Annotated in this window: 11 protein-coding genes and 1 tRNA gene; 1 reads left to right on the top strand and 11 read right to left on the bottom strand. The window is 61.2% G+C overall.

What is annotated here, in order from left to right; all coding sequences use genetic code 11:
• Nucleotides 1-33 precede the first annotated feature (33 nt).
• The 5 genes from gcvT to rsmH are packed head-to-tail and all read right to left on the bottom strand — an operon-like array spanning nt 34 to nt 5371.
• Nucleotides 34-1173 (bottom strand): glycine cleavage system aminomethyltransferase GcvT, encoded by a 1140-nt coding sequence (gcvT, locus tag RIG82_13000; GenBank protein ID MEQ9461859.1) that lies wholly within the window; start codon nt 1171-1173, stop codon nt 34-36.
• A gap of 39 nt (nt 1174-1212) precedes the next feature.
• Complete coding sequence (locus RIG82_12995; GenBank protein ID MEQ9461858.1) at nt 1213-2919, bottom strand: penicillin-binding protein 2; 1707 nt, start codon at nt 2917-2919, stop codon at nt 1213-1215.
• Nucleotides 2920-2957: 38 nt separating this feature from the next.
• Nucleotides 2958-3326 (bottom strand): hypothetical protein, encoded by a 369-nt coding sequence (locus tag RIG82_12990; GenBank protein MEQ9461857.1) that lies wholly within the window; start codon nt 3324-3326, stop codon nt 2958-2960.
• Between the two features lie 2 nt (nt 3327-3328).
• Complete coding sequence (locus RIG82_12985) at nt 3329-4399, bottom strand: LysM peptidoglycan-binding domain-containing protein (protein MEQ9461856.1); 1071 nt, start codon at nt 4397-4399, stop codon at nt 3329-3331.
• A gap of 42 nt (nt 4400-4441) precedes the next feature.
• Nucleotides 4442-5371, bottom strand: coding sequence for a 16S rRNA (cytosine(1402)-N(4))-methyltransferase RsmH (rsmH, locus tag RIG82_12980; GenBank protein ID MEQ9461855.1), 930 nt, complete (start codon nt 5369-5371; stop codon nt 4442-4444).
• Nucleotides 5372-5466: 95 nt separating this feature from the next.
• Between rsmH and RIG82_12975 the strand changes: the two genes are divergently transcribed.
• Nucleotides 5467-5550 (top strand) — tRNA-Leu (locus RIG82_12975).
• A gap of 45 nt (nt 5551-5595) precedes the next feature.
• On the opposite strand, the gene RIG82_12970 is transcribed toward RIG82_12975, so the two are convergent.
• The 6 genes from RIG82_12970 to RIG82_12945 form a co-directional block, all read right to left on the bottom strand.
• Nucleotides 5596-6126, bottom strand: coding sequence for an iron-sulfur cluster co-chaperone HscB C-terminal domain-containing protein (locus RIG82_12970; GenBank protein MEQ9461854.1), 531 nt, complete (start codon nt 6124-6126; stop codon nt 5596-5598).
• Nucleotides 6127-6488: 362 nt separating this feature from the next.
• Nucleotides 6489-7553, bottom strand: coding sequence for an ABC transporter ATP-binding protein (locus RIG82_12965; GenBank protein ID MEQ9461853.1), 1065 nt, complete (start codon nt 7551-7553; stop codon nt 6489-6491).
• An 18-nt stretch (nt 7554-7571) separates the two neighbouring features.
• Nucleotides 7572-8810: an ABC transporter permease gene (locus RIG82_12960; GenBank protein MEQ9461852.1), complete on the bottom strand. Its 1239-nt coding sequence runs from the start codon at nt 8808-8810 to the stop codon at nt 7572-7574.
• Nucleotides 8807-9895 carry an ABC transporter permease gene (locus RIG82_12955; GenBank protein ID MEQ9461851.1) on the bottom strand — a complete coding sequence of 363 codons (1089 nt, stop codon included), beginning with the start codon at nt 9893-9895 and terminating at the stop codon, nt 8807-8809. The genes RIG82_12960 and RIG82_12955 overlap by 4 nt, the downstream gene beginning before the upstream one ends.
• A gap of 12 nt (nt 9896-9907) precedes the next feature.
• Entirely contained in the window at nt 9908-11767 is a 1860-nt protein-coding gene (locus RIG82_12950) for an ABC transporter substrate-binding protein (protein ID MEQ9461850.1), read from the bottom strand.
• Nucleotides 11768-11792: 25 nt separating this feature from the next.
• Nucleotides 11793-12731 (bottom strand): ABC transporter permease, encoded by a 939-nt coding sequence (locus tag RIG82_12945; GenBank protein ID MEQ9461849.1) that lies wholly within the window; start codon nt 12729-12731, stop codon nt 11793-11795.
• Nucleotides 12732-12738: the final 7 nt, after the last annotated feature.

Here is a 12738-nt window from a genome sequence, read left to right as displayed (position 1 = left end):
ACATAGGCTCCAGTCGTCAGCGTTTGATACGACCTATGAGACGCTTAACCGCTCAAATGGCAGCTGGCTCGTGACTGCAGGGATGATCGTCCGACCCTTCCCTAGCCCGACGGAAAGCTCCGTTCCCGCATCGATCCCCGCGGGCACCCGTGCGATGGCGATCGGGCCAGGTTGCGTTGGGACCAGGCACCCCGAGGTCACGCGGCCAATCACCTGCCCGCCGCGGATGATCGGGTCGCCCTGCCGAGGTGTCCGCCTGCCCTCCATCCGCAGGCCGATTGTCTGCTGCTCAGGCCCCCTGGCCACCAGCGCCTCCAGCGCGTCTTGGCCAACAAACCGTGGAATGTCCTGCACGCCCGCAGGGGGCTCGCCAAGCGTGACCGCGAAGCCCAGCCCTGCGGTGAACGGGTCCGTATCTGAGTCGATCTCGTGGCCATACAACGGCATCCCCGCCTCGATCCGCAGGGAGTCCCGCGCCGCCAGCCCGGCAGGGCGGATGTCCAGACCCCGTTTCTCCGCCTCGCTGCGCACCATATCAACCGCCCGCTGCGCCAACGCCGCTGGCAGGATGACCTCCACGCCATCCTCGCCGGTGTAACCGGTCCGCGAGATCGTGATCTTGTAGAGGAGCAGATTTTTGATGCAAAAACGATAACGCTTGAGGGCCCCGATCTCTGACGACGCTGGCGCAATAGCCTCCATCGCCTGCGGGCCCTGAATCGCCACCATCGCCGTCTTTTTGGTCAGGTCGTTGACCTTCACCTTGTACGCTAGCCGATCGGCAACCTCGCCCATGTGCTGGAGCACAGCCGACCGGTTCGACGCGTTGACCACCATCATCCAGTGCTCGGGATATCGGTAGACAATGATGTCGTCGATGATCCCGCCTCGGTCGTTGCAGATCATCGCGTACCGGCAGGAGTACTCCGCCATGTCGGTAATCCGTCGTGTCAGCAGCGATTCAAGAAACCGCCTCGCATCTCGTCCCTTGACCTCAACCCGGCCCATGTGTGACACGTCAAACAACGACACGGCCCGCCGCGTGTGCTCGTGTTCAGCCAGTGCTGAGCCGTAGCTGATCGGCATCGACCAGCCTGCAAAATCCACCAGCTTGGCCTGATTCGCCTCGTGATAGGTATGAAACGGACTGCGCTGCAGGGTATCAGTACTCATCCCGCCGACGATACCCGCTCCCCCGATCGATTGCATGACTCACGGAAGGCTTCGGGCCACTCGTGGCGGCGATGGCGTCGCTCGGAGTTCACCGCGAGGGGCAACGCCCAGATACGCCAGCGATTCTTCCATCACCGCCCGCACCGCCGGGGCCGCCACCGTCCCGCCGTAGTGCCCGACCGATCGATCCGGGTCATGGATGAAACATGCCACAATCAGGCGAGGCTCAAGCGTCGGTGCCCCCGCGATAAACGATGAAACATACCGGTTCTGGTAGTACCCACCCTCCTCGAGATTCGGCAGCTGCGCCGTCCCGGTCTTGCCAAACAGACGATACCGTTCTGATTGAGCCTTACGCCCCGTCCCTTCCGACACCGCCCGGTCAAGCACGGAACGCACATACCGAGCCATCTCCGCACTCATCACCCGCTCACTGCGCACCTCCGAGCCATCCAGCACCAGCCGGGGGCGAACCAGCAACCCGTCGTTCGCCAGCGTCGCGAACGCCCTGACCATCTGCAGGCCGGTCACACTGATCTCATGCCCCATCGGGATCGATGTCTGCGAATAATGATTCCACCGACGCAGCGGGTGAACCACCCCCTCAGCCTCAAGCGGGAAGCCCGATTGGGTCGCCTCGCCAAAACCCAGACGCCGAACCGTCTCGTGCAGGTCACGCATCGGGACCCGCTGAGCCACGATCGCCATCCCGATGTTCGACGATGTGATCAGCACCTGCTCCCAGGTGATCGATCCGTGCGGCTTGTCATCCCGAAGCACTCGCCCCTTCGGACTGACGTACACGCCATCGGTCTCGCAATCGATCATCTCATGAGGCGTCGCGGCCCCCTTGTCCGTCAGCATCGCCCAGATCAGCGGCTTGAGGATGGATCCCGGCTCGAACACATCAGTCACCACCCGCAGCCGACGTTGCTCAGGCGTCGAGTGTCGATAATGATTCGGGTCAAACAGCGGGGCATGAGCCACCGCCAGCAGATCACCCGACCACGGGTCCATCACCACCAACTGACCCGACGCCGCCCGGTACTGCTCCACGGCAGCCAGCAGATGCCGCTCAGCGATCGCCTGGATCGTCGCGTCGATGGTCAACCGTACCGCCTGCCCGTCCTGCTGTGGCTCAAAAGCATCGCGCTCCACCCACAGTTGTCGACGCCTCGCGTCCACCGTCGCAAGGTACGTCCCCGCCTTCGCAACCAGACTCCGCTCGTGGAGCCTCTCAATCCCCTCAAGACCATCGCCATCAACCCCCACAAACCCGATCAACTGCCCGCCCAGTTCCCCAAGCGGATAAATCCTACGAAGATAAGGGTCCAGCGCCAGGCCATTCATACCCAGCGACCGAACCGCTTCGATGCGATACGCCGGCGGGTCCGGATCGATCACGATGTACCGACTGTTCTCCCGCTCGCCGAGCAAGCGATCGATCGCCACCGCGTCCAGCCCCAACGCCTCAGCGACTCGCGGAGCAAACGTCAGCGGGTCATCAATCAACAGTGAATCAACAAATACCCTGTACCCCTGACGAGTGATTGCCAATGGCCGCCCACGACGGTCCACCAACCCCCCACGACTCGCATCGAGTGTCCGCTCACGCTGCTGCAACGTCAGCCGTTCGGTAATCAGCGGGTCCGGCTCCATCGTGAGCTGAGCCACCCGACCCAGCACGCCCAGCAAACCGAAGGTCACCAGCAACAGCAGCACCAGACCAACACGGCCAGCACGCAAGTCACCCCGTGCACCTGATGAGACTGCAACGCCGGGCTTCACAGACCACCCTCTTCAAGCGAATGGCCGATCAGGACGACCTCGGCCGCCACCTCACCCGAAGCCTCATCGCTCTCGACCACCGGCAGCGTCGGCACGCTGTAGATGTTCAGACGGTCCATCAACTGCAACGGATGCGTATGCCGACCGATCTCAGCCTGAGCCGACCACAGACTCTTCCTCGCCCCGTCAAGCTCACGGAAGACCCGCCCCTGCTCGTGACGCGCCGCCTGCTGAGCGAACCGCAGGTCCAACAGACTCATCGCGATCCACCCGCCCACAACGATCGTCACCGCCGCCTTGAGCATGGCCTGTCGGCCCGGCGGAGACACCGCCCCCCAGGCATTCAGCGCGACCTTGATGATCATGCTCAGCGCTCCGGAAGCCGCAACTCGACATCAAGAATCAAGTGGTCGGGACTCGATAGCTTGTCCCGGTTCAGATCGTAAATCTCATCCCACCGGCTCGCCGAGCCCAGCGTAGCCGCCGCAATACTGCTCAGAGAATCGCCCGTCTTAATCGTGTAGGTGTTCGCACCAGCCACAGGTTGAGTACGCTCAGTAGCAGTCCTGCGCATCGACGCCGAGTCGGGCAGCTTCAGTTCCATGCCGGGGAGCACCCGGTCAGGACTCGACAGCACATCCCGATTGAGTTCATAGATTTCATCCCATCGACCGCTGTCACCCAGGTGTCTCGCCGCGAGTTTCGCCAACGAATCCCCCGATTGCACAGTCGCTGTCGCGCCACGATTCTGAGGATGTGCACTCGACACACCTGAAGGAGTGGCGCTGACTGGCTCCACGTCAGGAATCGACAGCCGCATCCCGGGCGTGATCAACCCGTTGTCTCCCACTGAATCTCGATTCGCCTCTGCGACCTTTCGCCAGGCATTCCGGTCGCCGTAATAACGCTCCGCGATCGCCGAAAGGTTGTCACCAGACATCACCGTATGCACACGACCCGCAGGACGCTGACCATCCGTTTCGATCCGCAGCACACGCTGAGGCGGCGTCACACGCTCAGACCGAGCAATCGGCTGCGACCGCGTAACCGACGCAGTCGCAGCATCGATAGGTCTCTGAGGTTCAGGAGTGACAGCAGCCACCACCTCCGTCTCGGGCTCAGGCATAGCTGCTCTGGTCCCATCGATCCGGATGGCCGGAACCCCAGGCGTAGGCGTCAGCACGTCATCCTGCCTTGCCAACTCCGCCTCCGCAGGCGTCGGGATCGGCGCCGATCGTGAAGCCGAAGCCACGCGCGACTCAGCACGCACGGCAGGAAGGCTCTCCACATCACCCGCAGGTGCCGATGGCTCGGCAAACCTCAGCAGGGGGGCACTGGCCTCAGGGTCCGGCACCGCGAGCTGATCGCTGATGACGATGCCAATCACAAGGACCATGCCCAAGCCAATGAGAAGACTGATTTTTGTTTCGCTGGTCATCACCCAATCGTCCTTGAGGGGTGAACTCGATATCCCGTTACATCACATCCGTGTGGCCCCGCCCAACCAGGTCAGGCCTCGCAGCTTAGCCGATCGCGAACGAGGGTTCGATGTCGCTTCCGCGAGACTCGCCTCAACCGGCTTACGCGTCAGCAGTTTGGCACGATCTTCCTTCGCCCAACCCGAGAAGGCCTGCTTCACCCGCCGGTCTTCCAGCGAGTGAAAACTAATGATCGCAGCACGCCCGCCATCTCGCATCACATCCGGGACCTGGCTGAGCAATGCGTCCAAAGCAGGCAACTCCTGATTCACAGCGATCCGCAGCGCCATAAACGTCCGCGTCGCTGGATGCATCCGGGATCGGCCTGCGGCCGATCCGTAAACGGAGCGCACCAACTCAGCTAGCGCCGCTGTTGATTTAATCGGACGCTCACGCCGGGTCTCGACAATCTTTCGTGCGATCCGCCGTGATAGCCGCTCCTCACCCTCATGGAACAGGATGTCGGCGATCTCCTGCTCCGATGCCGTCGCCAGCAGCTCCTCCGCCGTTGACCCTGAACTCCGATCCAGCCGCATATCCAGAGGCCCGTCATTGCTAAACGCCAGCCCCCGCTCCGCATCGTCCATCTGATTCGACGCAAACCCCAGGTCCGCCAGCAACACATCAACCCGATCCAGCCCCACCCCAGCCACAGCCTCCCGCAGCCGCGAGAAACTGCCGTGACAGGACCGTACCTCAACCCCAAGCCCCTCAGCCCGACCCTTGATCCGCCCCCTGGCGTACTCAAGATTCCCCGCATCACGATCAACCAGCAGAAGGCGCCCGCCCGGTCCGATCCGCTCCAGTAGCGCCGCAGCATGCCCCCCTCGACCCGCCGTCGCATCCACAACGGTCTCTCCCGGTCGCGCGGCAAGGACCTCCAGCGTGGGCTCAAGCAGCACCGGAATATGACCGTGGGGGTCGTCAGGCATCCCCGCGTTATAGCCGCTCAGCCCACCGCCATCCGGCTTGCCAGTCTCCGCTCATCTGCACTACACTCCGCGACTCGGTCCGCTTTGGACCCTTTGCCCGTGTGGCGGAATTGGCAGACGCGCCGTCTTCAGGTGGCGGTTCCTTCACCGGAGTACAGGTTCGAATCCTGTCACGGGCATTCAGATCGGCCAGCGAACACGCTAAACAGACAATACCGGCTGCTCTAAGGTCTACTGGTGGTGGGGGGGCTGGTGGGGGGGGGCATCTGATCCAGCATCCGTTGGATATACCGCAGCGCGTTGAGTTCCTGCCGAATCACCCCGACCTTCTCCCCAGCCTCAAACTGACGCCCCAGCGTCGCCAGATGCTCCGAGCGCGTCTCATCCGCCCAACGCCGCAGCGCCGCCAGCTCGCCCGGCTCCTCGCTGGCCACCGCCTCCTCCAGCCGCTCTCGAACCTCCATCACCTCCATCAGAAAATCCGCAGGCAATGCATTCTCATCACCGCCTGCGCCACCCTCGGTTCCCTCTCTGATCCCGAACAGCGCCCGAGCCCTCGATTCCGGGTTCAGCAACGCCTCCCGTGCCGCGTTGATCGCCGAGGCCCGCTCCGCCGCGTCCGCCTGCTCCAGCGGGTCGCTGTACCGATCCGGGTGAGCCGCCGCCGCCAACCCCAGATAAGCCGACTCGATCGCCTCATCCTCCAGATCAAAACGCTCCGGCAGCCCTAAAACACCAAAAGGATTCGTCTCCATCCCCAGACTCTAGCCGTATCCACACAACCAGACCCTCAATATCTCAACCAGCCCAAAAACAAAAACGGGCCCCGGTGGCCCGTTTTCGCTGAGGAGATAGCACCATGTCACGTAGTGCCACTCGAAGAAGATCAACCCCGCTGGATCAGGGACGACGCCCTAGATCATCATCATCACGCCCACGATGATCGCTAGCACAAGCAGAATCACCCAGTAAAGCGGAGGAAAAAATGTCGGCTTCTCGTGATCGGCATGCTGTTCAGGATCAGTGGCGGCCATCAATCGCTCCTGTTCAATAAAAACACTCAACTATCTCAATATACGATCATCGGCCCCAATAATCAAGCGCTTGAGCACATTTTTCAACCGGCAGCCACCGGAGCCCGGCGCCACGTCACAGACGGAAACGTCACCCGTCCTTCGCCACCATCCCGAGGCTCGCACAACACCCAGTGCTCCGGCTCCACCTCATGCAGCAGCACATCCCGCCCGCCATACCCCACCTCCGGGTCAGGCGTCAGCTCGTGCGGGTGCACCAGAAACTCACTCGGAAAGTCGTCAGGAATCGTCGCCCCATCCACGACCGTATCCAACCTCTGCACATTCGCCCCCAGCACCGGCATCGACCGCAGCAGACCCCGCGTGTACGGATGCAACGGTCGGCTAAACAGCGTCTCCACATTCGCGTACTCCACCACACGACCCGCGTACATCACCGCCACCACATCCGCCGACTCCGCCACCACGCCAAGGTCATGCGTGATCAGCAGGATCGCCATCCCATGATCGTGCTGCAGCCGCTTGAGCAGCTCGAGGATCTGCGCCTGGATCGTCACGTCTAGCGCCGTCGTCGGCTCATCGGCCAGCAGCAGCTTCGGCTGACACGCCAACGCCATCGCGATCATCACCCGCTGCCGCATCCCGCCCGACAACTGGTGCGGATACTCCTTCAAGCGCGCCATCGGGTCAGCGATCCCCACATCCATCAGCGCCTTCGCAGCGATCTCTACCGCACCCTGCCGCGACACATTCTGGTGCAGCAGCACCGCCTCCATGATCTGGCTGCCAATCGTGTACACCGGATTCAGCGACGTCATCGGCTCCTGAAAAATCATCGCGATCTGATTGCCTCGGATGGCCCGCATCTGCCGCTCGGATTTCTTCATCAAATCCTCAGCCGCCCGGCTCTCATCAGGACGCCAGAGAATCTGTCCGCCGTCGTACCGCGTAGGCGGAACCGCATGCAGCTGCAGCACCGACAGACTCGACACCGACTTACCCGACCCCGACTCACCCACCACCGCCAGCGTCTGCCCCGGATATATCGATAGTCTCACGCGGTCCGCCGCCTGCACACGGCGTCCCCCAGGCGGACCCGGAAAACTCACCGACAGATCACGAATCTCAATCAGGGCTTGTTCAGTCATACAGTCCAGCCTTCACGCTCAGCGTACGGTCTTGGGGTCGATGGCGTCACGAAGCGCCTCGCCAATGAGGTTGTAAGCAAACACCGTGAGAAAAATAGCCAGCCCCGGGAACAGCGCAATCCACCACAAAAACGACCCCGACTGCTGCGCCTGATTTAATAACTGCCCCCAACTCGGCTCCTCAATCAACCCCAGCCCCAGAAAGCTCAGCGTCGCCTCCGCCAGAATCGCCGACGCCACCCCGAAACTCGCCGACACAATCACAGGCGTCAACCCATTCGGCAAAATGTGCCGGAACAGAATCGACTGCAACGGCAGCCCGCACGCCCGCGCCGCCTGCACGAAATCCTGATTCCGCAAACGCAAAAACTCCGCCCGAACAAACCGCGCATAACTCGTCCAACTCGTCAGCCCGATGATCCCCATGATCAGATAAATCCGGTGAACCTCCACGCCCGGCAGAATCTCCGGCTGATCACCAGGAAAAAACGCCGAGAAAATCAGCAACAAATACAGCTGCGGGATGAACTCGAATATCTCCACCAGCCGCATCCCGATCAGATCAATCGTCTTACCAAAGTAACCCATCGGCGCACCGATCAGCACCCCCAAAACCGCCGCAATACCCGTCGCAATAAACCCGATCGCCACCGCAATCCGCGACGCGTGAACCATCCGACTCGCCATATCCTGCTGACGACGATCCTGCCCCAGCCAATGGTTGTACTCACCCTCACCCGACCACCAAGGCGAATCAACGCGGCGATCGTCACGATCCCGCAATCGATCGTTCGGCGAATAAACAATCGGCGTCCGCAGCAATACCTCCACCTCGCCCCGCGCCTCCGCCACCCGGTACGCGTCGTACACCACCGTCGTAGGCGGGCTCAACGTCAACACACCCACCCCCGCCAGCACGACCGCCACCACCCCCGCAGCCATCACCTTGCGACCCGCTGACCACGGCACAAACCACAGCACCACACACAACAACGTCGTTCCCATCAGCGTCAGATCCGTCGCCGTGAGATGATCCAGCCACGGGCTATCGAGCTGCCCATCCACCCGCACCAACAACGGGAAGCTGCTCGCCATCAGCGGCGCAAACACCCCTAGAAACGCGATCAAACCGATCCACGCAATCCCCAGCCGCGCCCCCGGACGCCGCCACGTCTCCGACAACGCCTCCGCAAACAAACCCCGCGACGCGGGCCTCGCCATCTCAAGCTCGGTGGTGGGGGGGGTGGCGGGGCTCATTCAAACGTCACCCTCGGGTCTGCCACCGCATACAACAAGTCCGCCACCAGGTACGCCACCAGCGTCAACAGCCCGCTGATCAGCGTCACCGCCATCACCACCTCTTGATCCTTGAACTTGATCGACTCGATCATCAGCCGGCCCATCCCGGGGATCCCGAAAATCGACTCCACGATGATCGACCCGCCCAGCAAACCTGGAATGATGAACGCCGCCACCGTGATCAACGGAAGCAAACTATTCGCCAGCGCGTGCTGCCACAGAACCTCACTGTCCGGCAGCCCCTTCGCCCGCGCCGTCCGGATGTAGTCCGCATTGAGACTCTCCACCACCGCACCCCGAGACAACTTGCTCAAAAAAGCCAGACTCCCGTAACTCAGACACAGCACCGGCAGCACCAGGTGCCACAGCCAGTCCAGCAGGTAACCTCGCTCAAAACCATCCTCACCCGAGCGCGGAAAAAACGACATCGCATCACTGTCAAGACTGTGCATCCCCGTCGTCGGGAACCACGACAGATACTCCTTGTTCGCCAGAAACCCCTGCAGCAGCACTCCCGCCCAGATCACCGGGATCGACCACAACGCCAGCATCGCCACACCCGAAACAATGTCAAAACTCTTCCCTCGATACCGCGCCGCATAAAGCCCCGACACGATCGCTAGGAAATACGCCCCCGGCAGCGCCAGCAGATTTAGAATTAACGTGATCGGCAGCGCCTCACCAATCAACTCAACCACCGGTCGATTCTTGATAAAGCTCTGCCCCAGATCAGGCGTCTTAAAACCAAAACGCCACTGAGCCTCATCATCTTCAGACACTGCCGCCACCTCTTCAAACCCAACAGGCGACACCTTGTGAATCCAGCTCCCAAGCTGCGTGTACCACGGCCGGTCAAGGCCATAGCGCTCTTCAAGATAGCGGACCCTTGCCTCACGATCCCCAGCCGTCATCTCACCTTCTGCACTAAGCAGCAAGTCCGACACATCCCCCGGCGCCGCCTTCATGATCCCAAACACCAGCAACAGAATCCCGAGCAGCGTCGGGATCATCAGCAGCGTCCGTCGGATGAGATAGATCGCCATCCGCCTGAACCCCTAGTCCCGTAACTGCGCAGAAGCCGGCACATACCACTCGATCGGAATCGGCCACGTCGATGTGTAGTTCACACCCATCACCGGCAACGGCTCAAGATTCTTAATACGACCATCCATCCACAGCCGAACCTTCGAGCGGAACAAAAACGTATAAGGCTGGTCCTCATGCAGAATCCGATGGCACGCCCGCCAAACCTCCATTCGCTCGTCATAATCCAGCGTCACATGCGCCTTCTCAATCAACGCATCCAGCTCAGGATTTGAATAAGCATTCCGATTATCCCCCTCCGCGATGTTCCGCGAGTGGAACATCTGCTCGATATCCCCCTCAATTCCCCCAGCACCCCACCCAAGCGTCATCGCCTCAAAATCCTTCTGGTTCAAAGACTGCAGCAGCAATGTCCACTCCTGTGGCACCAACACCAGATTGATTCCCGCCCGCGCATACTCATCCTTAAACGCCAGCATCACCTTCTCGTTCAACTCACTGCCCGCCGGATAGGTAATCTCGACCTCAAACGGCGTCCCATCAGGCTCCAGCATCGTCCCGTCGTCTGAACGACGAAAACCCGCTTCCTCCAGCAGAGCCATCGCCCGCGCAGGATCGTGAGGCCAAGGCGTGATCGTCGGATCATCCTGGTCCCCAATCTCGTGGAACGGCCCGCTCGTGACCGTCGAGAAGCCCAGGAAAATCTCCTCACACACCCGCTCACGATCCAGCAGCATCGTCATCGCCTGACGCACCCGCTTATCCGCAAACACTGTCGGCTCCCCGCCACGCAACTGATTCCACGCGATGTACCGATACCCCGAACGGATCTGCTCATACACCAGATGCTGAGTCCGTTCCAAAACCGCTGGCTCATCAAGCAGCTGCAGGTGCTGTTCAGGCGTCGGAAGATGAAGATCAATCTCGCCATTACGGAACGCCTGATCCAGCGCCGAGTCCGTCCCGATCGTCCGGTAGATGACCCGGTCAAAACTCGCCGGTTCACCCCAGTAACGCTCGTTTCGCAAAAGCACAATTGCTTCCCCAGGCGTGTAAGCGCGCGGGTCCGGACGCCGATACGGCCCCGTCCCCATCAGCAACGCCACATTCTGCCGCAACGCTTCATCGCTGTACGCCGACAAAAACGCCTTACTGTGAATCATCACCCCAAAGATCGCCCGATACAGGTTCTCATAGAAAACCCGACCAAACGTGATCCGCACCGTGTAATCATCGATCTTCTCACAGCCCGTGATGTGTCGGTAATACTCGATCACCCGCCCATCGACGATGTTGGCATTCTTTAGAATCCCGAAGCTATAAACCACATCATCTGCCGTCAGCGGGTCACCATTCGAGAACGTCACGTTCCGCCGCACCCGCACCACCGCCGACAATCCATCCTCCGCCATCGTCCAGCTCTCAGCCAGCAACGGCACCAACTCCCGCGTCTCCAGGTCATACGTCGCTAGAGGTTCAAGAACCTTCGTGTACACCACCCGGCTATATACATCCTGAGCCGTCAACTCATTAAGATTCGGCACCGTCGATAGAAAAGCATCCACCAACCAATCCCCCGAGGCATAATCCTCGCGCTGCTTCACCTCCCGCAACCGACGAAACGGACTCGCCTCCGGCTCCTCGCTCGGAGCCCGCACCAAACCCGGAGCCATCGCCATCCCACTCGGCAGCTCATTCAACTGCCTCCGGATCGCCGTCAGGTCCTTCGTCTGGTCCGAAATCGTCTGCTTGATCTCGCCAAGCTGATCCCACTGCCGATCATCTTGGACCATCTTCACCCACATCGTCACCAGCACCGCCAGCAACAACCCGACCACCAGCACGTCCTTGAAACGAAAGCCCTGATCCATCACGGCATCCCTGAATCTAAAAGGTTCATGATCGGCGTGTGCTCCGCGGATCAAAACGATCGCGAAGCTCATCACCAAGGAAGTTAAGCGACATCAACGTCAACCCCAGCAGTAAACACGGAAACAGCAGCAACCACCAACGAAACGTCAGCCCCGCCGCCAGACTCGGCAGCTCCTTCACACCACCCGCCGCCATGTTCCCCCAACTCGGCAACGGTGCCTGCACCCCGATCCCCAGAAAACTCAGGAACGACTCCTGCAAAATCGCCTGCGGAACCGCCAGCGTCGCATACACCACAATCGGTCCGATCAAATTCGGCAGCAGATGCACCGCCATCGCCCGAACGGGTCCCAATCCCAGCGCCCGCGTCGCCTCCATGAACGGCTGCGACCGAAGCGATAAAACCTGGCCGCGAATCACCCGCGCCGTCGTCAACCACGACACCCCGCCAATCGCCAGCAGCAACGTAATCACATCCGCCGTGCCCGACGCCAGATCCGCCTTCATAAACAACAGCGCCGCCGCTTCAACAATCGGCGACAACGCCAGATCAAGCAGCACCACCAGCAGGATGTAAGGCAACCCATAAAGCACATCCACCACCCGCATCATGAACGCATCAACATTCCCGCCCATGTACCCCGCCAGACAACCCCATGTCGTCCCGATAAGCACCGCGATAAACGCCGCCGACAGACCGATCCCCAGACTGATCGCACCCCCCAGCATGCACCGCCACAACACCGACCGCCCCAGCAGGTCCGTCCCGAACGGCTCCGCAACCCCCGGCTCCGTGTACTGAAGCTCCATCCGCTGGTTGTCATACTCCGCCATCGCCCAAGGCACCGTCAGAAAACACGGCAACGCAATCACCAGCAGCAACACCGCACCAATCAACCCCGGCGAAACCCGGCGCGACCCCACACCTCGCTCAACCACTGGCACAACAGCCGCTTGCGTCATCCCGGGA

It is taken from the genome of Phycisphaeraceae bacterium (assembly GCA_040222855.1).
Lineage (GTDB): Bacteria > Planctomycetota > Phycisphaerae > Phycisphaerales > Phycisphaeraceae > Mucisphaera.
Note: the sequence above shows the minus strand (reverse complement) of the source record. Positions and strands in the feature narration are given on the sequence as shown.

Excerpts from the sequence above, each read along its gene's own strand:
- RIG82_12950 (MEQ9461850.1), bottom strand. The coding sequence starts at position 11,767 with ATGGATCAGGGCTTTCGTTTCAAGGACGTGCTGGTGGTCGGGTTGTTG.
- RIG82_12990 (MEQ9461857.1), bottom strand. The coding sequence starts at position 3,326 with ATGATCATCAAGGTCGCGCTGAATGCCTGGGGGGCGGTGTCTCCGCCG.
- gcvT (MEQ9461859.1), bottom strand. The coding sequence starts at position 1,173 with ATGAGTACTGATACCCTGCAGCGCAGTCCGTTTCATACCTATCACGAG.
- RIG82_12955 (MEQ9461851.1), bottom strand. The coding sequence starts at position 9,895 with ATGGCGATCTATCTCATCCGACGGACGCTGCTGATGATCCCGACGCTG.
- rsmH (MEQ9461855.1), bottom strand. The coding sequence starts at position 5,371 with ATGCCTGACGACCCCCACGGTCATATTCCGGTGCTGCTTGAGCCCACG.
- RIG82_12945 (MEQ9461849.1), bottom strand. The coding sequence starts at position 12,731 with ATGACGCAAGCGGCTGTTGTGCCAGTGGTTGAGCGAGGTGTGGGGTCG.
- RIG82_12970 (MEQ9461854.1), bottom strand. The coding sequence starts at position 6,126 with ATGGAGACGAATCCTTTTGGTGTTTTAGGGCTGCCGGAGCGTTTTGAT.
- RIG82_12985 (MEQ9461856.1), bottom strand. The coding sequence starts at position 4,399 with ATGACCAGCGAAACAAAAATCAGTCTTCTCATTGGCTTGGGCATGGTC.
- RIG82_12965 (MEQ9461853.1), bottom strand. The coding sequence starts at position 7,553 with ATGACTGAACAAGCCCTGATTGAGATTCGTGATCTGTCGGTGAGTTTT.
- RIG82_12960 (MEQ9461852.1), bottom strand. The coding sequence starts at position 8,810 with ATGAGCCCCGCCACCCCCCCCACCACCGAGCTTGAGATGGCGAGGCCC.